At 72.9% G+C, this 23,375-nt stretch carries 23 protein-coding genes; 11 read left to right on the forward strand and 12 right to left on the reverse strand.

The window, feature by feature from the left end; all coding sequences use genetic code 11:
- Positions 1-18 precede the first annotated feature (18 nt).
- The 3 genes from NFX44_RS01605 to NFX44_RS01615 all read right to left on the reverse strand — a co-directional run bounded on the left by NFX44_RS01605 (position 19) and on the right by NFX44_RS01615 (position 2,801).
- Positions 19-726 (reverse strand): hypothetical protein, encoded by a 708-nt coding sequence (locus NFX44_RS01605; RefSeq protein ID WP_262281658.1) that lies wholly within the window; start codon positions 724-726, stop codon positions 19-21.
- A 168-nt stretch (positions 727-894) separates the two neighbouring features.
- The gene (locus tag NFX44_RS01610; protein ID WP_262281659.1) at positions 895-2,148 is read right to left on the reverse strand and encodes a HAMP domain-containing sensor histidine kinase; all 1,254 of its coding nucleotides are present in this window, start codon (positions 2,146-2,148) and stop codon (positions 895-897) included.
- Positions 2,145-2,801, reverse strand: a complete 657-nt coding sequence (locus tag NFX44_RS01615; RefSeq protein ID WP_262281660.1) for a response regulator transcription factor — start codon at positions 2,799-2,801, stop codon at positions 2,145-2,147. The genes NFX44_RS01610 and NFX44_RS01615 overlap by 4 nt, the downstream gene beginning before the upstream one ends.
- A 132-nt stretch (positions 2,802-2,933) precedes the next feature.
- Between NFX44_RS01615 and NFX44_RS01620 the strand changes: the two genes are divergently transcribed.
- The 4 genes from NFX44_RS01620 (at position 2,934) to NFX44_RS01635 (ending at position 6,701) form a co-directional block, all read left to right on the forward strand.
- Complete coding sequence (locus tag NFX44_RS01620; RefSeq protein WP_262281661.1) at positions 2,934-3,488, forward strand: hypothetical protein; 555 nt, start codon at positions 2,934-2,936, stop codon at positions 3,486-3,488.
- Between the two features lie 176 nt (positions 3,489-3,664).
- A complete protein-coding gene (locus NFX44_RS01625; protein WP_262281662.1) occupies positions 3,665-4,807 on the forward strand; it encodes a peptidoglycan-binding protein in 1,143 nt (380 codons plus the stop codon).
- The gene (locus NFX44_RS01630) at positions 4,804-5,496 is read left to right on the forward strand and encodes an ABC transporter ATP-binding protein (RefSeq protein WP_262281663.1); all 693 of its coding nucleotides are present in this window, start codon (positions 4,804-4,806) and stop codon (positions 5,494-5,496) included. Before NFX44_RS01625 ends, NFX44_RS01630 begins: the two co-directional genes overlap by 4 nt.
- On the forward strand, positions 5,493-6,701 hold the full coding sequence (locus tag NFX44_RS01635; RefSeq protein ID WP_262281664.1) for an ABC transporter permease: 1,209 nt from the start codon (positions 5,493-5,495) through the stop codon (positions 6,699-6,701). Before NFX44_RS01630 ends, NFX44_RS01635 begins: the two co-directional genes overlap by 4 nt.
- A 42-nt stretch (positions 6,702-6,743) precedes the next feature.
- On the opposite strand, the gene NFX44_RS01640 is transcribed toward NFX44_RS01635, so the two are convergent.
- Positions 6,744-7,589 (reverse strand): helix-turn-helix transcriptional regulator, encoded by an 846-nt coding sequence (locus NFX44_RS01640; RefSeq protein ID WP_262281665.1) that lies wholly within the window; start codon positions 7,587-7,589, stop codon positions 6,744-6,746.
- 100 nt (positions 7,590-7,689) lie between these two features.
- Here NFX44_RS01640 and NFX44_RS01645 point away from each other — a divergent pair, with 100 nt between their 5' ends.
- Positions 7,690-8,454 (forward strand): SDR family oxidoreductase, encoded by a 765-nt coding sequence (locus NFX44_RS01645; RefSeq protein WP_262281666.1) that lies wholly within the window; start codon positions 7,690-7,692, stop codon positions 8,452-8,454.
- Between the two features lie 82 nt (positions 8,455-8,536).
- Here NFX44_RS01645 and NFX44_RS01650 read toward each other — a convergent pair whose 3' ends face one another.
- Together NFX44_RS01650 and NFX44_RS01655 are read right to left on the reverse strand one after the other, a co-directional pair.
- On the reverse strand, positions 8,537-10,927 hold the full coding sequence (locus tag NFX44_RS01650; protein WP_262281667.1) for a pentapeptide repeat-containing protein: 2,391 nt from the start codon (positions 10,925-10,927) through the stop codon (positions 8,537-8,539).
- Positions 10,924-12,525: a nuclease-related domain-containing DEAD/DEAH box helicase gene (locus NFX44_RS01655; protein ID WP_262281668.1), complete on the reverse strand. Its 1,602-nt coding sequence runs from the start codon at positions 12,523-12,525 to the stop codon at positions 10,924-10,926. The genes NFX44_RS01650 and NFX44_RS01655 overlap by 4 nt, the downstream gene beginning before the upstream one ends.
- A gap of 272 nt (positions 12,526-12,797) precedes the next feature.
- Here NFX44_RS01655 and NFX44_RS01660 point away from each other — a divergent pair, with 272 nt between their 5' ends.
- The gene (locus tag NFX44_RS01660) at positions 12,798-14,255 is read left to right on the forward strand and encodes an NYN domain-containing protein (protein WP_262281669.1); all 1,458 of its coding nucleotides are present in this window, start codon (positions 12,798-12,800) and stop codon (positions 14,253-14,255) included.
- An 8-nt stretch (positions 14,256-14,263) separates the two neighbouring features.
- The gene (locus tag NFX44_RS01665) at positions 14,264-15,061 is read left to right on the forward strand and encodes a hypothetical protein (RefSeq protein ID WP_262281670.1); all 798 of its coding nucleotides are present in this window, start codon (positions 14,264-14,266) and stop codon (positions 15,059-15,061) included.
- A gap of 246 nt (positions 15,062-15,307) precedes the next feature.
- Here NFX44_RS01665 and NFX44_RS01670 read toward each other — a convergent pair whose 3' ends face one another.
- From NFX44_RS01670 to NFX44_RS01680, 3 genes are all read right to left on the reverse strand, one after another.
- Positions 15,308-16,630, reverse strand: coding sequence for an AAA domain-containing protein (locus tag NFX44_RS01670; RefSeq protein WP_262281671.1), 1,323 nt, complete (start codon positions 16,628-16,630; stop codon positions 15,308-15,310).
- Between the two features lie 66 nt (positions 16,631-16,696).
- Complete coding sequence (locus NFX44_RS01675) at positions 16,697-17,338, reverse strand: hypothetical protein (RefSeq protein WP_262281672.1); 642 nt, start codon at positions 17,336-17,338, stop codon at positions 16,697-16,699.
- A 295-nt stretch (positions 17,339-17,633) separates the two neighbouring features.
- Positions 17,634-18,062: a hypothetical protein gene (locus tag NFX44_RS01680; protein ID WP_262281673.1), complete on the reverse strand. Its 429-nt coding sequence runs from the start codon at positions 18,060-18,062 to the stop codon at positions 17,634-17,636.
- A gap of 219 nt (positions 18,063-18,281) precedes the next feature.
- Between NFX44_RS01680 and NFX44_RS01685 the strand changes: the two genes are divergently transcribed.
- Together NFX44_RS01685 and NFX44_RS01690 are read left to right on the forward strand one after the other, a co-directional pair.
- Entirely contained in the window at positions 18,282-18,650 is a 369-nt protein-coding gene (locus NFX44_RS01685) for a VOC family protein (protein ID WP_262281674.1), read from the forward strand.
- 73 nt (positions 18,651-18,723) lie between these two features.
- A complete protein-coding gene (locus NFX44_RS01690) occupies positions 18,724-19,353 on the forward strand; it encodes an NAD(P)-dependent oxidoreductase (RefSeq protein ID WP_262281987.1) in 630 nt (209 codons plus the stop codon).
- 37 nt (positions 19,354-19,390) lie between these two features.
- On the opposite strand, the gene NFX44_RS01695 is transcribed toward NFX44_RS01690, so the two are convergent.
- From NFX44_RS01695 to NFX44_RS01705, 3 genes are all read right to left on the reverse strand, one after another.
- Positions 19,391-20,254, reverse strand: coding sequence for an aldo/keto reductase family oxidoreductase (locus NFX44_RS01695; RefSeq protein ID WP_315974549.1), 864 nt, complete (start codon positions 20,252-20,254; stop codon positions 19,391-19,393).
- A 161-nt stretch (positions 20,255-20,415) separates the two neighbouring features.
- Positions 20,416-21,054 (reverse strand): class I SAM-dependent methyltransferase, encoded by a 639-nt coding sequence (locus NFX44_RS01700; RefSeq protein WP_262281675.1) that lies wholly within the window; start codon positions 21,052-21,054, stop codon positions 20,416-20,418.
- Positions 21,051-21,605 (reverse strand): hypothetical protein, encoded by a 555-nt coding sequence (locus NFX44_RS01705; protein ID WP_262281676.1) that lies wholly within the window; start codon positions 21,603-21,605, stop codon positions 21,051-21,053. Before NFX44_RS01705 ends, NFX44_RS01700 begins: the two co-directional genes overlap by 4 nt.
- A 154-nt stretch (positions 21,606-21,759) precedes the next feature.
- On the opposite strand from NFX44_RS01705, the gene NFX44_RS01710 reads away from it, so the two are divergent.
- Positions 21,760-22,305 carry an RNA polymerase sigma factor gene (locus NFX44_RS01710; protein WP_262281677.1) on the forward strand — a complete coding sequence of 182 codons (546 nt, stop codon included), beginning with the start codon at positions 21,760-21,762 and terminating at the stop codon, positions 22,303-22,305.
- A complete protein-coding gene (locus tag NFX44_RS01715) occupies positions 22,302-23,261 on the forward strand; it encodes a CU044_5270 family protein (RefSeq protein WP_262281678.1) in 960 nt (319 codons plus the stop codon). Before NFX44_RS01710 ends, NFX44_RS01715 begins: the two co-directional genes overlap by 4 nt.
- Positions 23,262-23,375 lie beyond the last annotated feature (114 nt).

Genomic DNA, 23,375 nt, shown 5'->3' on the forward strand with positions numbered 1-23,375 from the left:
GACATGTGCTACCTCCGGTCACTCGTACGATTCGGTGCCCAGCCCGCGGCGCAGGCTGATCCGGGTGAAGGCCGCCCAGCCGGCGTGCGAGGCGGCGTCGGCCGGCTGCCCGGCCCGGGCGAGCGCCCGGCCGGCGTGCTCCGCCCAGCGGGCGGCGGTGGCGCCGCCGTCGCCCCACAGCGCGCGGCAGGCGACGACCGCGAAGGCGACCTGCCCCGGCGCGCCGGTGAACCCGGCGGGCCCGTCGCCGACCCGGACCGTCCCGTCCGGCCGGACGCGCACGCTCGGGAAATGGTGGTGCAGGCTGGCCACGGTCGCCACGTGGCCGGCGTCCCGCCGCGCCGCCGCGAAGCCCGCGAGCAGCTCGTCGTCGCGCCGGTAGCGGATGGCGTGCAGGGTGAGGGCGTCGCCGGCCGGTGCGACCCGGCAGACGACCTGGACCGGGGCGCTCCAGGCGCGGGGTGAGTTCGCCGACCAGAAGGCCAGCCAGGCGGCCAGCCGGGTGTGGAAGTCCGCCTGGAAGGCGACCGCCGCCGCGGTGCCGTCGGGTGCGCGCAGCGCCGCGGTGGCGATCTGGTCCCGGGTGACCAGCGGTGCGGTGGCGCGGACGGGGGCCGCCGTGGCGGCGGTCGGGGCGGCGGCCACGCCGGTCACGGTGACCGCCGAGGCCGCCGCCGCGCCGGCGAGCAGGCGCCGGCGCGAGAACGGGTACGGGTTGTCGTTCATCGTCGGCCTTTCGTCGACGGCCAGTGCACTGACGCTATCGACGGAGACGGACCACCTGAACACTCCCCGTGACGGGAGGTCGACAGGAAAACCGGGAATCCTCGGCGGCGTGAACCACCATTCGTGTGCCGCCCGGAATCCATTCACGGCGGCCCCGGTGGCGGTTCCTCAGCCGCGCGCCGCCGCGGGCAGCGTCCGCGCCGGTTGGGCCGGGACCGCCGCGCTCAGGGGTGGCAGGGTCACCGTCACGACCAGTCCCCCGCCGTCGCGGGGGTGGGCGTGCACGCCGCCGCCGTGCGCCTGGGCCACCGCCCGCACGATCGACAGGCCCAGCCCGAAGCCCCGCCCGGCGCCAGCGCGGTCCCGCGCGCCGCTGCGCCCGGGAGCGGCCACCCGATCGTGGTGGAGCCGCCGGAACGGCTGGAAGATCGCCTCGATCTCGTAGCCGGGCACCACGGGCCCGGTGTTGACCACCACCAGGGTGGCGCGGCCGTCGACGGTCCCGGTGCTCACGTCGATCTGGCCGCCGGCCGGCAGGTTGTGCCGGACCGCGTTCTCCACCAGGTTCTGGGTCAGCCGTTCCAGCAGCACCGGGTCACCGGCCGTGGCGGCGGGCGCGAGCCGCCGGCGTACGGTCAGCTCCGGTGTGCCGGCGGCGACCTGGTCGAGGAGGTGGCCGGCGATCTCAGCGAGGTCGACCGGGGTCCGGTCGACCACCCGCTGCTCCGAGTCGGCCAGGGTGAGCAGCCCGTCGATGAGCCGTTCATGCCGTTCGTTGACCGCCATCAGAGTCTCCCCGAGCTGCCGCAGTTCGGCGGAGGCACCCGGCCGGGACATCGCCACCTCCAGCAGTGACCGGTTGAGCGCCAGGGGGGTACGCAGCTCGTGCGACGCGTTCGCCACGAACCGCCGCTGCCCGTCGAAGGACCGGTCCAGCCGCTCCAGCATCAGGTCGAAGGTGTCGGCCAGCTCCTTCACCTCGTCCCGCGGCCCGCGCAGCGCGATCCGCTCGTGCAGGCCCCGCCCGCCCGCGTCGGCGGCGGCGATCCGCCGGGCGGTGCCGGTGATCTGGTGCAGCGGCTGCAACGCCCGCCCGGCGATCAGCCAGCCGAAGCCGAGGGCGACCACCGAGATCAGCAGCAGCGCCACCCCGCCCTGGGTCAGCAGGGACTCCAGGGCGTTCCGCTTCGCCTCGTCCTGGGCCTCCTGCAGCAGGAACCGCACCTGTTCGGCCGCACCGGGGGTGGGGAGCTTGCCGAACGGCGCCTTGACGATGTCGGCCTTGGCGATCACGCCCGTCAACGGCTCCCGCATCCGCTGGTCGACCAGCACGTACGTGACGGCGAGCAGGACCACGCCGGCGAGCAGCAGGAGCCCGCCGTGCACCAGGGTCAGCCGCGCCCGGATGGTCAGTCGCTTCATGGGATCTGATACCCCACTCCCGGCACCGTCTCGACCACCTGCGGGTCGCCGAGCTTGCGGCGCAGCTTCATCACGGTCACCCGCACCACGTTGGTGAACGGGTCGATGTGCTCGTCCCAGACCCGGTCCAGCAACTCCTCCGCGGAGACCACCGCCCCGCCGGCCCGGACCAGCTCCGCCAGCACCGCGAACTCCTTGCGGGACAGCGCGACGTACCGGCCGTCGCGGTAGACCTCCCGGCGGGCCGGGTCGACCACCACGCCGGCCCGGCTCAGCCTGGGCGGTGCCGCCGGCCGGGCGCGCCGGGCCAGCGCGTGCACCCGGGCCGAGAGTTCGACCAACGCGAACGGTTTGACGAGGTAGTCGTCGGCGCCGAGGGCCAGTCCGGCCACCCGTTCGCGGACGGCCGCGGCGGCGGTCAGCATGAGCACCCGGGTCTCGGCGCCGCTGTCCACCACCGCCCGGCACACGTCGTCGCCGTGCACCACCGGCAGGTCCCGGTCGAGCACCACGACGTCGTAGTCGATGATGCCGAGCCGTTCCAGCGCCGCGTCCCCGTCGTACGCCACGTCCACGGCGAACGCCTCCCGGCGCAGCCACTCCGCGATGGAGTCGGCCAGCAGCGTCTCGTCCTCGACCACCAGTACTCGCACGTCCCCCATGGTGCCGCGCCCGGGGATAACGGCGGCGTTAACGCCGGCGGTTACGCCCGGGATACCGCCGCTGCGGTCGACTCGTCCGTATCGGCCGGCGATCGGCGCCGGCCGGGAGGAAGGAGTTGTGCCATGCGCCGACGAATGTCGGGCACACTGCTCGTCCTGCCCCTGCTCGTGGGTCTGGCGGTCACCGGCTGCGCGGGTGCCGACCGGGACGGGGAACGGGTGGCCACGGCCGGCGGCGGGGCGGGCGGCGCCTCGCCCAGCGCCAGCATCGCCCAGGTCAGCGACGAGGACCGGCAGCGCGAGTTCGCCAAGTGCATGCGGGAGAACGGGGTGCCGGACTTCCCGGACCCGGAACCCGGCGAGGGCGGCGGCTTCCGCATCCGGATGCCCGCCGGCACGGACAAGGCGAAGGTCCAGGCGGCCATGGAGCAGTGCCGCAGCCTGATGCCGGGCGGCGGCAAGGCGCTCAAGCTCGACCCCGAGCAGGTGGAGAAGGTCCGGCAGCTGGCCCGGTGCATGCGGGAGAACGGCGTGCCGGACTTCCCGGACCCGGGTCCCGACGGTTCCATCGAGCTCAAGGGCGGCGCCGGCATCGACCCGGAGAACCCGACCACCCGGGCCGCACTGGAGAAGTGCCGCAAGGGTGGCGCGCCGCTGCTGATGAAGAGGACCTCGTGAGCGCGCGCAGCGAGCCGGGTCTCGCGACCCCCGCGGCCGCGAACAACGGTGGCCCCGCGAGCGCGAGGAGCGAGCCGGGCTTTGCGAGCCCCGCGGTCGCGAACAACGGCGGCCCCGCGAGCGCGAGGAGCGAGCCGGGTCTGGCGAGCCCCGCGGTCGCGAACAACGGCGGCCCGGTGAGCGCGGGCACCGCACCGGTCGCGGCGACCACCACCACCCCGCCGCCGGGCGCCGGGCGCGGCCGTCGCCGCCGGGGGCGTACCCCGCTGGTGGTGGCCTCGGCGGTGGTGGTCGCCGCCGCGGCCGGTGTCACGGCCGCGGTGGCGGCCGGTGGCCGCGACGGGGGTACGGCGGCCGGCGGCAGCCTGCCCCCGGCGACCGCCCAGGTCACCCGGCAGACCCTGGTCGACGCGGAGAGCTTCGACGGGACACTCGGCTACGGCGCCAGCCACCGCGCGGCGCCACGTGGTGGCGGCACGGTCACCTGGCTGGCCGCCACCGGCGCCCAGGTCACCCGGGGCAGGCCGCTGTACGCGGTCGACGACGCCGAGGTCGTGCTGCTGTACGGGAAGCTGCCGGCGTACCGGACCCTGGGTCCGGGCACGTCCGGCGACGACGTGCGGCAGTTCGAGCGGAACCTGGCCGCGCTCGGCTACTCGGGGTTCACCGTCGACGACGACTACACCTCGGCCACCGCGGACGCGGTGCGGGACTGGCAGGAGGATCTCGGCCTGCCCGAGACCGGCCGGCTGGAGCCGGACCGGGTGGTCTACGCCGACGGCGCGGTCCGGGTGGAGAGCCACGACGCGGAACCCGGCGATCCGGCGCAGCCCGGGCAGGCCGTGCTGACCTGGACCGGCACCACCCGGGTGGTGACCGTGTCCCTCGACGTCGACGACGAGCGGCTGGCGAAGAAGGGCGCCAAGGTGACCGTCTCGCTGCCCGACGGCAAGGAGGTCCCCGGCACCGTCGCCGGCACCGAAACGGTGATCGAGACCGGCGCCGACGGCGGGGCGGGCGGCCAGGGCGACCCGGAGACGAAGATCGAGGTCACCGTGACGGCGGCCGACCCGAAGGCGCTGACCGGCTTCGACCAGGCCTCGGCCAAGGTGGCGTTCACCGCCGCCGAGCGCCGCGACGTGCTGACCGTGCCGGTCGCCGCGCTGCTGGCGCTGGCCGAGGGCGGGTACGGCGTGCAGCTCGTCGAGGGCGCTGCCACCCGGATCGTCGCCGTGCAGACCGGCTTGTTCGCCTCCGGCCGGGTGGAGATCTCCGGCGCGGGGCTCACCGAGGGAGCGACCGTGGGGATGCCGACATGACCGGCGACACGGTGGTCGAGCTGACCGACGTGACCAAGGTCTACCCGGGGGTGCGGGCCCTGGACCGGGTTTCCCTGACCGTCCGGTACGGCGAACTGGTCGCCATCGTCGGCCCCTCCGGGTCGGGCAAGTCCACGATGCTGCACCTCATCGGCACGCTGGACCGCCCGTCCACCGGCCGGGTACGCATCGACGGGCACGACGTGGCCGCGCTCGGCGACCGGCAGCTGTCCGCGCTGCGGTCCACCCGGATCGGCTTCGTCTTCCAGCAGTTCCACCTCGCCCCCAACGTGCCGGTGCGCGACAACGTCGCCGACGGGCTGCTCTACGCGGGCGTACCCCTGCGGGAGCGGCGGCGGCGGGCGGAGGCCGCCCTGGCCCGGGTGGGGCTGGGGCACCGCCTCGACCACCGGCCGCACGAGCTGTCCGGCGGCGAGCGGCAGCGGGTGGCGATCGCCCGCGCCGTGGTGGGCGCGCCCGCGCTGCTGCTGGCGGACGAACCGACCGGCAACCTGGACTCGGCGTCCGGCGCCGGGGTGCTGGCGCTGCTGCGCGACCTGCACGCGGCCGGGACCACCATCGTGGTGATCACCCACGACCTGGAGGTCGCGGCGGGCCTGCCCCGCCGGGTCCAGATGCGCGACGGCCGGATCACGGCCGACCACCGGCCCGTGGGGGTGCCGGCATGAGGGGGCCGGTCCGGCTGGCGCCCGCCCGGCTCCGCCCCCGGGACGTCCTGCGGGTCGGCGGCGTCGGGCTGCGCACCCGGCCGCTGCGGGCCTTCCTGTCGGCGCTGGGCATCGCCATCGGGATTGCCGCCATGGTGTCGGTGGTCGGGATCTCCGCGTCGTCCCGGGCGGAGCTGGACCGCACGCTCGCCGAACTCGGCACCAACCTGCTCACCGTGGGCCCGGGCAACACGCTCTTCGGCGACGACGCCCAACTGCCGGCGGAGTCGGTGGCGATGATCGGGCGGATCGGGCCGGTACGGGAGGTCGCCGCCACCGGGCTGCTGTCGGACGCGCGGGTGTACCGCTCCGACCTGATCTCGCGGGGCGAGAGCGGCGGGATCGCCGCCCGTGCCGCCGACCTGGAACTGCGCGACACGGTCGGACTGGAGGTGGTCAGCGGCACCTGGCTGAACGCCGCCACGGCCCGTTACCCGGCGGTGGTGCTCGGCGCCACCACGGCCCGGCGGCTCGGCATCGGGGCCGTCGGACCGGACGTTCAGGTCCAGCTCGGCGGGCGCTGGTTCACCGTGGTGGGCATCCTGGCGCCGGCGCCGCTCGCGCCGGAGCTGGACCTGTCCGCGCTGGTCGGCTGGGACGCCGCGAGGTCGTACCTCGACTTCGACGGGCACCCGACCACGGTCTACACCCGGACGTCGGAGACCGCGGTCGAGGCGGTCCGCGCGGTGCTCGCCGCCACGGCGAACCCGGAGGCGCCGAACGAGGTCAAGGTGGCGCGCCCCTCGGACGCGCTCGCCGCGAAGCAGGCCACCGACGAGGCGTTCACCGGGCTGCTGCTCGGCCTCGGCGCGGTCGCCCTGCTGGTGGGGGGCGTGGGGGTGGCGAACACCATGGTGATCTCGGTGCTGGAGCGGCGTCCGGAGATCGGCCTGCGCCGGTCGCTCGGGGCCACCCGCGGGCAGATCCGCACCCAGTTCCTGGCCGAGTCGCTGCTGCTGTCCGCCCTCGGCGGGCTCGGTGGGGTGCTGCTGGGCAGCGGGGTCACGGCCGGCTACGCGTTCTCCCGGTCCTGGCCGGCGGTGGTGCCGACCTGGGCGCTGGGCGGCGGGGTGGGCGTGACCCTGCTGATCGGTGCGCTGGCCGGGCTCTACCCTGCGATCCGCGCGGCGCGGCTCGCGCCGACCGAGGCGCTCGCCACGCCGTGAGCGCCGGCCGTTTCCGCGATTCGCGCCGGGTACCAGCCTCGATCAGGTGCTGGCCGGGAAGCGCTCGTTTCCCAGCACGGCGAGCAGCCGCAGCTTCTCGTAGCCCTCGCTGCGCGGCGGCGCGGTGAGCACGAGCAGGGCCTGGGACTGGTCCTCGGTGAACAGCACCTGGCAGTCCAGCTCGATGGGGCCGAGCTCGGGATGGATCAGCGTCTTGTGGTCGGCGAAGCGCTGGGCGACCTCATGCCGCTCCCACAGCTCGGCGAACTCGGGGCTGATCTTCTGCAGCGCCCGCACCAGCTCACCGGCCCGCGACTGGGGGCCCATCGACCCGTACGCGGCGCGCAGGTTGGCGACCTGGGCGCGGCTCTGCCGCTCGCGGTCCTCCTCGGGGTACCGGGACCGCTCGGCGGGGTCGGTGAACCACCGGTAGATCTCGCTGCGGGCCAGCCCCGTGTGGCCGGACCGGTCCCCGAACAGTGCCTCGGCCATCCGGTTCTGCACGAGGATCTCGCCGAGGTTGGACAGGATGAGCGCGGGTGTGTCCGCCAGCCGGTCCAGCACCCGCAGCAGCGCCGGCGCGACGTGCGTCGCCGCGGATACCGGGGATGGCGGGTGGTGACCCGCCACCCGGAAGAGGTAGTCGCGCTCGTCGCCGGTCAGCCGCAGCGCCCGGGCCAGCGCGGCGAGCAGCTGCGGGCTCGGCTGCGGGCCGCGCTGCTGTTCGAGGCGGGTGTAGTAGTCGGTCGACATGGTGGCGAGGGCGGCCACCTCCTCGCGCCGCAGCCCCGGCGCGCGGCGGCGGACGCCGGTGGCCAGCCCGACGTCTCCGGGCTGCAGCGCCTCACGGCGGCGGCGGAGGAAGTCGGCCAGGGCTGCGCGGTCCATGATCCCAGTATCCGCCCGCCGTCCGGGCCAACCAGGGATTGCCGATCCCCCGATAACCAGTCTCTGCCCCCGGACCGTGATGGTGGGCCAGGCTCGAGGCATGAACATTTCCGGAAACACCATCTTCGTCCCCGGCTCCACGAGCGGGATCGGTCTGGCCCTCGCCCTCGAACTCAAGGCCCGGGGCAACACCGTGATCATCGGCGGCCGGCGTACCGACCTGCTCGAGAAGGTCGCCGCGGAGCATCCCGACATCGACACCGTCGCGATCGACACGGCGGATCCGGCGAGCATCGCCTCGGCGGCCGCGCAGGTGCTGGCGAAGCACCCGGACCTCAACGTCCTCGTCACGATGGCGGGCATCATGCGCGTCGAGGACTGGCACCAGCCCGAGTCGTTCCTCGACTCGGCCGAGGCGACCGTGACGACCAACCTGCTCGGCCCGATCCGCCTCATCGCCGCGTTCATCGAGCACCTGCGGGCACAGCCGGACGCGACCATCGTGACGGTCTCCTCGGGCCTCGCGTTCGCGCCGCTCAGGGTCACCCCGAGCTACAACGCGTCGAAGGCCGCCATCCACATGCTCAGCGAGTCGCTGCGGCTGCAGCTCGCCGACACGAGCGTGAAGGTCGTGGAACTGGAACCGCCGTCGGTGCGTACCGCGCTGATGCCCGGGCAGGAGACCAGCGAGTTCGCCATGCCACTCGACGAGTTCGTGAGCGAGGTCGTCGCGCTGATCGAGGCGCAGCCGGACGCCACGGAGATCCAGGTCGAGCGGGTGAAGTTCCTCCGGTACGGCGAGGCGCGCGGCGACTACGACCAGGTCGTGGCGACCCTCAACGCGCACGACCCGCACGGCAAGTAGCCGTCACCGGCCTCGGGCGGTTCGGTCCGGCCGGACGACCGGCGGCGGCTGGCCGAGCCGCTCAACGGCGACCGATGGGCGCTCAGTCGAAGGTCGCCGCCGTCGGGTTCTCCTGAACGACGTGGGCACACCCCTCCACCCGGCAGGTGTCCTCCAGCAGCGAGCGGATGGCCGGGGTCACCCGGAGGTTCTGGGCGAACCCGACCATGTCCGCGTAGAGCTGGCTGTGCGTGCGTTCGTACCGGCGGCGCTTCGGGATGGCGGTGAGGAAGCCGGCTCGCACCGCACCGCTGAGCACGGACGCCGGGTCGACGATGCGCCGCCCCGACAGCAGGCCCTTCTCGTCGAGGGAGTCACGACGGTAGTGGCCGTCCGGCCGGACGAACTTCAGGAACAGGAACCGCAGTTGAAGGGCGGTGGGGCACGGGCCGACGAAGGGGTGCTCCCGGCGCCCGTCCGCGCCCAGCAGCTTGACGAAGTCCGCGACGTCCTCGATCGGGGTGCGCGAGTCGATCTCCACGGAGACGAAGCCGGTGAGGTGCCCGAAGTCGGCCTCGGCGAGGGTGGGCAGGCAGGCGTCGAACCGGGTGCCGTGCAAGGTCGCGTCGGACAGGTCGCAGCCGGTCATGACGCAGTTGTGGAAGCGGGTCGACTCCAGGTTCGCGCCGCGGAAGCTGACCCCGGCCAGCGACAGGCCCGAGAAGGTGAGCCCGGAGAGGTCCTGGCGCTCCAGCGGAGCGTGGATCAGCAGCCGGGCGCAGTCGGGAAGCCCGAGGAGCACCTGGAGGATGTTGCGGAACGCCGTGGGGGTGGCGGTGGCGCTGGACAGCCGGGTGAGCAGCTCCTCGCCGGCCGCGAGTTCCCTGATCCGGGCGCACAGCACCCGCAGGGCGAAGGAGTCGGGCGGGAACGGGCGGCAGTCCAACAGCTGCGCGAACCGCACCGGATTGACGGCGAAGTACTGCGCGGCGCGGATCCCGATCTGGTGCTCGAAGATCACGTCCTGCGCGAAGCGGACCCGCTGCCGCTCCGACGCGGCCCGGAAGACCGGCAGGCGGCAGATCGCCGCGGTGCACCGCTCGCGCTCGGGGTCGGACAGGTCCGAGGGAATCACGAACTCGGCGAGCTGGCCGATCTCGTCGATCGGCACGCCGCGGTTGTCGTTCTCCAGCTCGGCGACGGCGACGTGACTGATGACGTCGAGCAGGTCGTGCCGGGAGACGACGTGCTCCTGCAACTGCTCCTTCTTGTACTCGCGATCCATGATCGCGTCGATGGCGTCGTGGACCAGGTCCATCTCGGAGTAGTCGTTCGGTATCCCGTCGGTCTTGCCCTCGTCGACGCGCTCGGCGAGCAGCTCGGCGTAGTACGGGGTGCCGCAGAGCTTCATCAGCTGCGGCTTCGCGTCGAGGATCGAGAGCAGCTCGCGATCCTTGTCCTGCAGGCGGATGCGCGCGAAGGTGGTGATCGACTCGGGCTGCCACGGCAGCAGGCGGAACTCCTCGACATACTCGTGGGCCACCGTGAGGAAGTCCCGCAGTGCCTGGTTGGAACTGAGCAGTGAATCCCGTACGCAGAGCAGGATGCGCGGGGTCGTCGGATTGTCCGGCCGGGCGACGATCTCGTGGATGTACTCGAAGAAGCCCGGGTCCTGGGCGATGACCTCGTCCAGCCCGTCCAGCAACCAGCTCGCGAACCCCCGCGTGAGCATCCACTGGAAGGTCGGCTGCTTGACCGGCCGCGCGACCTCCGTCTGCAGCAGCGCGTCGACCATCGGGCCCAGCGCGGGCGCGCTCGCCAGCGCGGCGTAGTCCGGCAGGAGCGGCAGCGGCCGGTAGGCCCGCCGCAGCTGCTTCTTCGCCTTCTGGAAGTTGGTGTACAGCGTCGCGAACAGCGACTCGAACAGGACGCTCTTGCCGTACCCCGCCGGTGCCGTCACCAGCACGATCGGGCGGTCCCAGCCGGCCGGGCTGTCGAAGCGGCGAGCCAGCTCGGTGAGCAGGTCGGTGCCCACCACTCCGGTGCCCACCGCCTCGAACGGTTGCGGGGTACGCCGCCGCTCCGCCATCTCCCCGTCGCGACGGAGCTGCTGCGCGGCCGTTCCCGCCAGCGTCGACACCAGCGTGTCGTCCCACTTGAACCGGGCGTCGAAGAACTGGATCGGGACCCGGATGTCGACGTTGTACTCGTGCTTGGCGACTCTCCGGAAGTCCGTCGACAGCCCCTGCGTGGACTCCACCAGCAGGAACTTCGCGCCCGGAGTACGCGCCTCCTCCGCGAACCGTTGCAGGAGGGTCGCCTCGCGGCGATGCAGCTCCTCGCCGTCCGGCGCGGCCGGGCACCACACCGTCATGTGCTCGCTGTTGTCCGCGTACGCCGCCCGCCTCGCCCGGACGACCTCGCCCCGCGACTCCCCGGGAACCGACCAGCCCTCCGACTCCAGGAAAGTGACAGCCTCGTCGTACAGCGTCATGAACCATCCTCCATCAGGAATCGAAAGGGTTCCCACCGGTCCGGGCGGCCGACGACGTGCAGGTAGGCGCAGGCCCGGCTGACCGCGATGTAGCTGGTCGTCCAGTCCTCCTCGCCGTCGTCGGCGTAGACCACGGCCGGCGCCTCGCAGCCGTGGAACTGCCGCACCGTGCAGACCGCCAGCTCGTCGCCGCGGAGCCCGTTCATCGTCCGCACGCCCCGGTCCGCCAGCGTCCGGCGGATCGCGGCCTGGTTGGCCGTCGTCGACGTCAGCAGCACCAGCTGGGAGGCCGGCAGGTCCTTGAGGATCCCGAGGACGGCGTCGGCGCACGCCGCCACGAGGTCCGCGGAACCGCCGCTGAGGCGCGGCGGCCGCCCGGCCGGACCGGTGACGGGCGTGTGCGCTCCCGAGATCCGTGCGACGAGCTTCGCGATCGGCAGGACGTTGCGACAGTTCTCGGTCAGCCAGAACTCGTTGAACGACCCGTCGGGGCGTGGCCGCCACGTCCCCGAGGAGTCCCGCTGGTACGGGTCGGCGAACAGCACCACCGAGCCGTCGGGGCGGACGAGTTCCCGGAGGGCGTCCAGCAGGTCCTCGTCGTGGCTCTGCGCCTCGTCGACGATGAGGCAGTCCAGCGGCTTGCCGTACGCCTCGGCCAGGGCCAGCACGGTGACCCACAGCTGCTCGCCGTCGTACTCGCGCAGGCGGTCGGCGCCGTACAGGTCGCACAGCACGTCCTCCGGTTCACCCGAGCTGACGCCCTCCACGCGCAACCTGCGCCGGATCTCCAGGCGCAGGTTGCGCTGCTGGCCGATCACGGCGACCCGCAGCCCCCGGGCCGCCAGCTCGCGCGCCCGTTCCTGCGCGAGGACCGTCTTGCCGGTGCCGGCCGCGCCGAGGACCAGCGAGGCGCGCTTCTTGGAGGTCCCCTCCAGCACCTCCAGCTGGCGACTGGTCAGGCGGATCTGCCGCTGGGTCAGGCGGGCGAGGTCGTCGGAGGCCAGATCGACGTCGTAGCGGAGGGTGCGGGCGACGACCGCGGTCGGCGCGAACGCCTCCAGGGCCTTCTCGAAATCCGACTGGCCGGCCCAGCCGTGCTGGTCCCAGTGGGCCATGACGCGTTCCACCACCATCGGCGCGTGCTCCAACGCCGCCGCGGTCAGCACGATCGTGTCCGGCGCGTGCGGACCGAGGTTGCCCGAGGGCCGGCCGTCGGCGAAGACGACGCAGTGCCCGGCCGGGACGTGCCGGATGCCGGCGGCGTCGCGCAGCCACCCGGTCAGGGCGTACTTGTTCCGAACGGCCTGGTCGAACGGGTCGGCGTTCAGCGGCGTGTCACCGCCGCGGCGCTGGGCGAACCACTGCCGGCCCTCGACCCGGTAGGAACCGTCCTTGACCTCCATGATCAGCAGGCCGCGAGCGGGGTGGAGCAGGACGAAGTCGGCCTCGCCCATCCGCCACCTCGGCCGTCCCGCGTCGAAGAACGAGAGGCTGTGCAGCACGAACCACGAGTCGTTGAGGGACCGGAGCTTGTCGAAGACGACCCGCTCCCCGCGAGTGGCGTTCGCTCGCAGGTGCTTGGGATAGAAGCGCGCCACAGTCCGCCTCCCCGACGCGGGCCGTGCGGCGACTGTGGTGACGGCCCAGGATCCACATTGTCCGCTCGCTCGCGTCTTGTCGCGCTCCACCGGACTTGTGGTCTTCTGTGGACGATCGGTCATCCGGGGGTCACGCACAGCGAACCGAACGCTCCGGCGACGTCGCACAAGTGATGGACATCGTGGCCGAACGGATGAAGAAGCAGTGTGGGGACACGGAGGCAGAATTCGGAAATCAACCGCGCCTCGATGAGCTCACGGAGGAGCCGCAGATGGCCGTCGGAAACAAAGGTGTCCTGCTCGTCGACTGGGACAACCTGGCCGGCGCGATCATCGGGCGCGGCCACCTGGTGGAGCGGGGCATCGTCGACGCCCTCTGGAGCGACGCGACCGCCCGGTGCGGCGGCCACCTCCAGTACAAGCACATGGCGGCGACGAAGTTCGACCGCAGCATCTCGACGGCGATGGAGGAACACCTCATCGACGACGATGTGGTGGGCAGCGCCAAGGAGCAGGCCGACATCCATCTGACCGTGCTGGCGATGGACTACCTCCACCAGGACTGCGGCCAGTTCGTCCTGGTGACCGGCGACCAGGACTTCATCCCGCTGATCCGCCGCCTGCTGCGCGACGGCTGCCGGGTCACCGTCGTGTACGGCGACCAGGGCCGGCTCTCCCCCCAGTTCCGTGGCATCCTCACGCTGCCCGGTCTGGACTCCCTCTGCATCGACGACATCTACACCCTGCAGAAGCCCCCGCCGGCCACCTGCCGGGCGCTGCTCGGCCTGCTCGAACTGCAGCGTCGCGGCATCATCCTGGGCGGCAAGGAACAGGCCGAGCGCACCACCACCCTGGCCCGGTGGGGCATCCTGGAAAACGAGGACGAGACCCGGTACTGGGCGCTCATCGAGTCCCTCGGACAGAAGGTCACCCGCACCGACGCGGCGGTCCGGGCCAAGGACCAGTTCCTGCCCACCAACCGCACCCGCACCTACGTCGACGTCGGCTCCGGCCGCTTCGCCGACGTGCTGGCCATCGACTACGTGGTCCGCCGGCTCGCCGCCCGACCCAAGGGACTGACGGTCACGGAACTGCGCGCCGGCCCCCTCCAGGCGGACAACGGCTCCCGCCTGCTGCGCGCGCTCGACGCGCTGGCCGCCGTGCAGCTCGTCCGCAAGGGCGCGGACGACACGTACGCGGTGACCGTGGACGACCTCGCCCTGGGATACCTCGAACCGCTGTGGCGGGTGCACGCCGGCCTGAGCATGGAGTGCTTCCGCACCCAGAGCCGGACCATCCCGTTCCGCCGCCTTCCCGGCCTGCTCAGCGCGACCGGCGTGGGGCAGGGCCCGGAGAAGTTCAACGCCGGCCTGGTCAACCGGGTCCTCAAGTACGCGAGCGCGGCGGGCGTCGTGGACGCGGTCGCGGTCGGCGGCGCCCGCCACGCGCTCGCCACGAACTCGCCGTTCGCCCGTCCCATCGAGGACGCCTATCACGAGCTCTACCGCGCGTTCGTCGCTCGGGCTCCCAGCCCGATACCGGAGAGCGAGATCCTCGAGTTCATGGCGGTCAAGGACCGCGCGCGGGCCGAGCCGGTCTTCGGTTACGACCAGCGTGACCGGCACCGGATCCTGCGCGTCCTGGCCCAGTCCAGGGCCATCACCTGGCGGAGCGAGAAGGTCACCATTCCGCAGACGCGGTGGGGCGACGCCGGCTCCCCGTTCGCCTAGGGACGCGCGTGCTGCGCCAGACGCGGACCTGGCTGCGCGGCGCCGGCAGGTACGGGGTGGCGGTGCCGCGCCGGACCTGGGCCTGGCTGCGCGGCGCCGGCAGGTACGGGCTGGTGCTCGCCGGGGCGCTGGCGGTCTGCGCCGCCGGCGCGGCCCTCGTGGTGGCGTTCACCTGGCGGGCCCAGCGGGCGGCCCCGGTTGCCGGCTCCTTCGCCGCCGTCGCGTCCACCATCGGTGTGCTGGCGGCGATCTACCTCTCCCGGCAGGCGCTGTCCCGGACCGACCGGCAGCTCACCGAAACCCGCCGGGCCCTGGTGCTCAGCCGGTACCCGCTCCTGCTGCCCATCCACCAGTCCGTGGCGTTCCCGGACTCCGGTGGCATGCTCGCCCAGCACCCGCCCGCTCAGGAGCGCTTCGCGCTGACCTCCGCGCCCGCCCCGGCGTACGCGTTCCTCGCGGTCGCCAAGGACCGGTTCCTCATCCCGGTGGAGAACGTCGGTGAGGGGCCGGCGCTGCGCGTCCGCGGGACGTTGTGGTGCGCGGACGGGCGCAACGGACGGGTCGACGGCGTGGCGGCCCTGGGCGCGGGCCGGACCGGCGTGCTGGCGGCCGTGATCCGGGCGGACGGACGGCCGCTGCCGGAGGAGTTCCGCACCGCCCTGGACGATGCGATGGGCGTCGCCTACTGGGTTGATCTCGACTATGCCGACGTCTTCGCGTATCCCCGCCGGACGGTGGCGCTGTTCGACCCGCGGGGGCTCGGCGCCTGGCACTACGTGCCGGGACACGAGCCGGGCACGCTCTGACCGCGCCGGCCGCACCTGCGGACAAAATGAAAGCCCCAGCACGGAGGCTGGGGCCGGGTATTGAGACAGATCGAACGATGACTACGTTTCAGCTCATCATCGCCAGCCACCATCTCCCCTATGAGTAGAGGCTACGGACACGCTCCGCGAGCGTCAACTCGGCCACCCGTCCGTGTCTGCACACCGATCAGCCATCGAAGACCGCGATTCGACGCCCGCCGCGCGCCGTGAGTTGAGCCGCATGCCTCACGGGGCGCGGTTCGCGGCGAGGTGGGCGAGCATCGTGTGGTTGGCCTCCCAGCCGTCCGGGAACTTCACCGGCACGTCCAGGTGCACCCGCTCGGTCGACGGGTGCGCGTCGAGCAGCTCGGCGATCCCCGCCCGCGCCACCACCACACACGCGTGCCGGTGGCGGGACGCCAGCACGCAGAGCCGCCCCGACTCCAGGTGGAACGCGGTCGCGTCCCGCCGGCCGGAGAGCGGGTGCAGCACGATCGTCACGTCGTACTCCCGGCCCTGGAGCCGGTTGGCGGTGTCGACGGTGATGCCCGCGCCGGCCGCGCCCAGGTGCGACCGGATGGCCGCCACCTGGTCGCGGTGCGCGGCCCCGACGGCGATCCGGTCCGCGGTCACCGGCACGCCGCCGGGCGCCTGCTCGGAGAACCCGACCGGTCCACGGTCCAGGAATCGCCGGGCCAGGGCGGCGCAGGCCGCCGCGGCCTCGGAATCGGTACGCGGCGTGTGCCGGGCGGGCAGCTCGTGCAGCGCCCAGCCGGCTGAAGCCGCCACCTCGACCGTCGCGTCGAAGCGGTCGACCGGCCCGGGCTCGGTGAGGGTCAGCGCCCGGTCGGCCGGCGCGGTGCCGGCGCGGAACCCGGTGAACGGGTAGAACGCCGCGGCCACCACCGGCGCGGCGGTGGCCGGCAGCCGCCAGGACACCGGCAGCCGGTGCACCGGCAGCTCCGGGTTGTGCCGCAGCAGGGTGGCCACCGCCGACTGCATCGGATCCCAGGTCAACCCCGTCCAGCGCGCGGTCTCGACCGTGGAGAACGGGTCGAGCTGCCCCGGATCGCCCACGAACAGCGCCCGCTCGAACCGCCCGGCCACGCGCAGCAGGGCGTCCGACCGCATCTGGTACGCCTCGTCGACGATCGCCCACGGCCAGACGCCCTCGGTGACGGTGGCAAACTTCGCGGCCGTACCGATGATGGCGGCAGCGCCGCCGAGGTCGGCGACCTTGGCGGCGACCCGGACCGTCTCATGGCCCTTCACCCGCTCGGTGGGCTGGTAGTCGGTCGCGGAGAGCCGGCCGATGGGCAGCTCGGGGGCCTTGCGGGCGAGCCGGTCGATGAGGTCGTCGACCTGCTCGTTGGTCTGCGCCACGATGATCAGCGGCTCGCCGGCGGCGGCCAGCTCGACGGCGGCGCGGACCACAAGGGTGGACTTGCCGGCGCCCGGCGGCGAGTCGACCACCACGCCCCGGTGGTCGCCGGAGCGCAGGTCGGCCAGCACGGCGGTGATCACCCGCTCGGCCTCGACGGCCGGCGGAGCTGCCAGTTCCGCGAGCATGGATCACCCTCCCGAGCCGACTGCCACGCCCCGACACCATACGAGCCGGGTCCGTCAGTGCCCCGGTCAGCTCCAACGGTCGTGAAACAGCGCCATCTCCACCTCGTCGGGCTCGAGGCCCCGGCGGTGCGCCTGATCCGCCGCCCAGCCCAGGTAGGCCAGCCACTCCCCCGGCACCCAGCCGGACTCGCGACGCACGCCGGCCTCGACGGGCAGCCGGCGCCGGACGACGCTGTCGAGGATGAGCGGTTGCCGGCCGCCCGCGCCGCGCCGGTAGCCGGCGAAGTAGAGAAGCTTGGTGAAGAACGCGGGGCCGAGCCGGGGCAGCCGCGACTCCTTGGGGTCACGCAGGCGCTGGTAGGCGGTGCGCAGGGCGTCCTCGTCCGGCGCGGGCGCGCGCGGGCCGTCGAGCGCGTGTGCCAGCCGCTTGCCGTCCGGGTCGCCCTCCAGGGACCGCGCGGTGCGCCACGGGCCGTAGCCGATCGGGCCGTAACCCCACATGAGCACGGCGCTCAACAACTGCCGCGGGGTGGCCTCGCCGGCGTGCCAGGCCCCGGCAACGGCGAAGACGTCGCGCCGCCACACCTCGCCGGTCTCGGGGAACCCGTCGGGCCAGGCGTCCGGTGGAAGCGCCTCGCGCCACCTGTCCGGGTGAATGGTGACGGGCTTCAGCTCGCCGGGCAGTGCGGCGCTGGGCGGCTGGCTCACGGCGTCCTCCTTGCTGTGGTGGGATGTCCCGACGCTATGGGCGGAGCCAGAGCTGGGGCCGCCCCGACCCGGCAGATGGCGGTATCACGTCGCCCATAGTTCGGTGCGCCCGACTCGTGCGCCGGTTGCCGGCGTCGGGGAGAGCTGGCGACGAGGCTCGACGGCTATCACCCGTCCGTGCCATCGGCGTGCGATTGGGCGAGGACAACAGGGGGTACCCGAAGCCACGGCAGACCGCCGAGACGAAAGCCGCCGAGCCAGTGGCCTGCCGGAGATCCCGGTTGGGGCCGCCCGCCTACGGGTGAGCCAACGGGAGATCCACCTGCTCGCCGAACGGCTCGATGGATCCGTCCCAACCGTTCCAGCCCTGTTGGGTGACCTGCCCGTCCGCGTAGGTGTATGACCAGTGGGCACCGTCCTCGCCCTCGACAAGGATGGTTCCCGAGCGAACGAACGGCGCAATCGCGACGTAGAAGGCCGTGGCCTGGTCCGACCACTTGGGGTCGCCCTCGTCGTCGTAGCCGAACTCGATCCAGTCTCCATCGCGCGTGACGGATGCTCCGGCCGCCTCTGCCATGTCGGCCAGCGTGTCGTTTGTAGGAAGCACATCCGGCTTGAACCAACCGTCTCGTACCGCCATGGCGGCTTGGACAGCGGCGACCGCAGCGACGTCGTCCGACTGCGGGAGGTTCAACCGGCCCGAAGGCCTCACCAGGTAGCCCACGGCGCGCACCCTACAGCGGTTCGCCGCCGAGGGGTGCCCGCCAGTTCCCACAGAAGCGTCGGATGCGGAGTGTCGACCACGCCGACCGGGGAATCATCGGGCAGGTCCAGGACACGTGGTCGGCCTGATCTCGCAGCCAGCCCGTCCGCCGCGGCTCGGCACTGGCCCTGTGCAAAAACGCCGAGTTGCGCCAGCGCCCGCAGGGCTAGGGTCGGGCGCATGAGTGTGCACACCCGGGTCGTCGCCGACGACTTCCCTGCCACCCTGCGCTTCTACACCGACCTGCTCGGTGAGCCGGAAACGGTTGTCCCGGATTTCGAGTACGCCAGCTTCGAACAGGACGGCGAGACTGTCCTCGCGATCCTCGGCCGGCGCGCGGCCGAGGCGGTGCTGCCGGTGGGCCGGGGCGACGGCGGCGTGCTCGTGGTGATTCCCGTGCCCGATGTGGACGCCACCATCGCCGCCCTGAAGCCCGAGCTGGTGGTGGCCGAGGCCGCCGACCGCCCCGGGTGGGGCGTGCGCTCGGCCTACCTGCGCGACCCGGAGGGCAACCTGGTCGAGGTGCAGACCTGGACGGCGCGCCGGTGAGGCCATCCGGCGGCGGCACCTTGCGGGGCCGTTCGGTCGGGCCGCGCGGGTAGCAGTCGGGCCGGGGGCGAACCTGCTCGCGGCGGCCCGGGCGGTCGGCGCCCACCGCTTCGTCACCCAGTCGATCGTGCTCGGCTACGGCTACCGCGATCACGGCCCGCGCGTTATCAGCGAGGACGCCCCGTTCGCCGAGCCGGTGGGCGGCAAGCTCGGCGAGGCGGTGGCCGCGATCCGCGCCACCGAGGAGCAGGTGTTCGCGGCCGACGAGGTGGAGGGCGTCGCGCTGCGCTACGGGTTCTTCTACGGGCAGGACCGCATGACCAACATGATCGTCAACCTGGTCCGCAAGCGCCGGCTGCCGGTGCCGTCCGGGGGCGGCTACGCGAATTTCATCTACCTGGAGGACGCCGCCGCGGCGACCGTGGCCGCGCTGGAGAAGGGGCGGGCCGGGCAGGCGTACAACATCGTCGACGACGAGCCGGTGCGCTGGGGCGACTACCTGGACACCCTCGCTGCCGCGGTGGGGGCGCGCCGGCCGTGGCGGGTCCGGAGCTGGATGCTGCGGCCCATCCCGTACGCGCACGCCATGATGACCACCTCGATGCGCGTCTCCAACGCCAAGGCCAAGCGCGAGCTGGGCTGGGCTCCGGCGGTGCCGACCTACCGAGAGGGCATCCCGCTGGTGGCGAGAGCGACCCGCTGAGCGCCTCCCCATCAGTCGATCCGCTGGGCACCCGCCGTCAGTCGATGATGTTCAGCTCGGCCAGGACGTCGTCGGGGAGGGTCAGCGCGGCGGCGGCGACGTTCTCGCGCAGGTGCGCGACGGAGGAGGTGCCGGGGATGAGCAGGATGTTCGGGGACCGGTGCAGCAGCCACGCCAGCGCGACCGCCAGCGGGGTGGCCTCCAGGCGGGCGGCGACGGCCTGCAGCTCCTCGGACTGCAGTGGGCTGAAGCCGCCGAGCGGGAAGTAGGGCACGAAGGCGAGACCCTGCGCCGCGAGGGAGTCGACGAGCGGGTCGTCGTCGCGGTTGGCGATGTTGTAGAAGTTCTGCACGCACACCACCGGCGCGATGGACTGGGCCTCGGCGACCTGCTCGGCGTTGACGGTGCTGAGCCCGAGGTGCTTGATCAGGCCCTGCTGTTGCAGCTCCGCGAGCACCGTGAACGGCTCCTCGATCGAGCCGGGGGTGGGCCGGTCGAACCCGCCGACGCGCAGGTTGACCACGTCGAGCACGTCGAGGCCGAGGCGCTGCAGGTTGTCGTGGACGGCCTGACGGAGCTGCTCGGGAGCGAGGGCCTGCGGCCAGTTGCCCTCGGCGTCGCGCAGCGCCCCGACCTTGGTGACGATGTGCAGGTCCTCGGGGTACGGGTGCAGGGCCTCCCGGATGATCTCGTTGGTGACGTACGGGCCGTAGTAGTCGGACGTGTCGATGTGGTTGATGCCCAGGTCGACGACCTCGCGCAGCACGGCGATGGCCGCGTCGCGGTCGGCCGGCGGACCGAAGACATGGGGGCCGGCCAACTGCATCGCGCCGTACCCCATCCGGGTGACCGTCAAATCGCCCATGCGGAACGTGCCGCCGGGCAGGCTGGTCGATGTCATGAGAATTCCTCTCCCTGTTGTCGCAAACCCGCAAGCTTCCCGCCGACCCGGTGAGCAAACCCTCGCGCCGGCCAGGGAGCGCCCCATCGCTCGACCTCGAGCCCCGGATCCTGGTCGGCCAGAGCGCCCGGTGAGGGACCCGGGCGAGCGTGCCACCAGCCTTACCGTCGCACCAACAGGTACGAGCGCTGGCTGGGGTGCTCGACGCCGGCCTGCGCCGCTCGGTCGAGCCGTGCGGCGCAGTCGAGACCGGCTCGGGTCAGGGCCGCCATCTCGACCGCCGGGTCGAGGAAGCGGAAGGTCAGGTCGACCGGATGACCCCACCACTCGGTCAAGGTCGTCGCCTCACCGACACCGGTGTCGGCGTCGCTGGTGTGGAAGGCGATCAGGGCGTGACCGCCCGGACGCAGGACGCGCGCGAACTCGGCGTAGGCGGCGGCCCGGCCGGGTCCGTCGAGGTGGATCACCGCGTACAGGCAGAGGATCCCGGCCACCGAACGGGATCGGATCGGCAGCGCGGTCATGTCCGCCGCGGCGAACGGCAGCGAGGTGGCTCGATGCGCGACGCCGGCCATCGCCGCCGAGAGGTCCAGGCCGACGGTACGGGCGGCGCGGCCGGCCAGGTACGCCGTCACGTGTCCGGGTCCGCAGCCCACGTCGAGGACGGGCCCACCGGCGGTCAGCTCCGCGAAGGCGTCCAGCAGGGCCCGGTCGAGTGGCTTGCCCCGCAACTCGTCGCCGATTTCGGCGGCGTAGCGCTCGGCCACCGCGTCGTAGCTGCGCCGCGTACCCATGGTCATCGGCACGAGGGGTCGTCGAAGTCGGCCTCGTCGGCCCGGGTCAGGTCGAACGACGCCGTCGGTGATCCGGCGGCTGCCGTGCCATCGGCGGCGACCGTGGTGAACGACGTCCGGATCCGGAGCAGGTCGCCGTCCCAGTCGCCGTCGAGTTCGTTCAAGCGCACGCCCGGCCCGGTGTCCTGGGAGCGGGGGCGCAGCGAGAAGCGGGTGCCGCGCCAGTTGAGCGTGTCCCCCCAGATCTCGTAGGTCTCGGCCCGCCCGGCCTGGCAGACCTTCGCGCCGCCCCGGAGATCCGGGCAGTCGCCGCAGCGGTCGGTCGAGCTGGGCTTGTCGTCGGCCAGGTGCAGCACGACCCGCCGGTCGTCGCCGGGGCCGTAGGGCACCACGCCCTGCCAGTAGCCGGTCAGCGCCGGTTTGCCTGGCAGCGCCAGGGCCCACGGGTTCGCCACGAAGTGAAGCCCGTAGACCAGGCCGAGGCCGACGACGATCAGCCCGCCGAACATGGCGAAGAAGCGCACCTTGTTGGGCTTGCGCCGCGGTCGGACGGCCATTCGAATCTCCTTCGCGTCGGCCCACACCGTAGGCGCCACGATCGTTCGCCCGCTGCCCCATCAAGGGCGAAGGAAAGAAGGCGTCGGTAAGAATCGGCCCTCCGGGCGCACTACCTGGTGACGAGACACCTTCACGGCGAAGGAGAAGGAGCCAGTGACGCATGCCGAACCAAACGAGCGGTTCACCGCCCTCTACCACGCGCACCACGCTCAGGTGTACGCGTACGCGGTGAGCCGGGCGGGACGCAAGCTCGCCGACGACGTGGTCGCGGACACCTTCCTGGTGGCCTGGCGCAGGCTGGACGCCATACCTGCCGCACCGCTGCCGTGGCTGCTGGGCGTGGCCCGCAACGTGATCCGCGAACGTTACCGCGACGACATCCGTCAGGCGGGCCTCGCCACCGAGCTGCGCGCGTGGGTCGCGGAGGCGGACGCTGACATCGCCGACGGCGTCGCCGAACGAGCGGCGATGCTGGCCGCGCTCGCGGGCCTCGGCGAGGACGACCGGGAGGCGCTGACGCTGACGGCCTGGCAGGGCCTGTCCGCCAAGGCCGCCGCCCGCGTCGTCGGCTGCTCGACCGCAACCTTCTTCGTACGCCTGCACCGGGCCCGCAAACGCCTGGAACAGGCCATGTCCGACGCCGTCACGGTGGACCGCCACCCCCCCGTCCGAATTCCTGATCAGGAGTACGCCCGATGAGTCACCGCGACACCCTGCAGGCGCTGGCCGACGCCCGCCCGCGCAGCCTCGACCCCTCCGGCCGGCCGGACCCCGCCCTGATCATGGCGCAACCCCGGCCGGAATCCACCACCCGCACCGCCCGCCGGCCGGTACGCCCGCTCGTGCTGGCGGGCGCGCTGCCTGCCGTGGCGCTCGCCGCGGCGGGCGCCATCCTGCTGAACAACGCGTCCGGGCCCAGGGCGCCCCTGGTTCAGCCGGCGGTTTCGTCGCCCGCCCCGGTTGACGTGCCCGCCGACGCCGGCGGCCTGCTGCTGGTCGCCGCCGAACAGAGCGAGTCCGCACCCGCCGCCGCCGGCCGCTACTGGGTGGTACGGGCCGAGCACGGCGAAGGCACCCGGCGCGTTCAGGACGAGCGGTGGCTGGCCGCCGCGCCGGACCTGCCCTCGGCCGCGTACGTCCGGGATGCCGACGGTGGCTCGTGGACCTCCCGGCCGATGCAGGGCCACACCGCGGAGAACAACTTCCTGCTCGCCGGGACGCCCCGTTCCGCCCGAGAACTGGCCACACTGCCGACCACCCCGGCGAAGCTCAAGGACAAGCTGCTCGCCTGGTACGCCGACACCGGCGCCACCGAGGGACGCGACCAGTTCCTCTTCTACTCCGGCGCCGCCCTCGTCCTCGACCTGCCGGTGTCCCCGCAGGTGCGCGCGGCGGCGTACCGGATGCTCGCCGCGATGCCCTGGGTGACGTCGCTGGGCCGGGTGACTGACCAGCTCGGCCGGCCCGGCGTGGCCGTGACAGTCACCCGTCAAGGCGACTTCGGCAAGGCGCAGACCCGTCTGATCATCGACCCCACGACCGGACAGGCACTGGCCCAGGAGACCTGGGTCGCGGACAGCCCGGCGAGCTGGACCGCGGTGATCGCCGCGCGATGGTCCGACGATGGTCTGCCGCAGGCGTCCGCACTGCGCTGACAGCACCGAGCAAACACAAGGCGGTGCGGCCTGACCAGGCCGCACCGCCACGTTCCTGGTCGCTGCTCTCCATCCTCGAAAGCTGGTCCACGTCAGGGGCCGCTGCGATGCGGC

The sequence above is a fragment of the Micromonospora sp. MA102 genome, from assembly GCF_025460765.1.
GTDB lineage: Bacteria > Actinomycetota > Actinomycetes > Mycobacteriales > Micromonosporaceae > Micromonospora > Micromonospora halotolerans.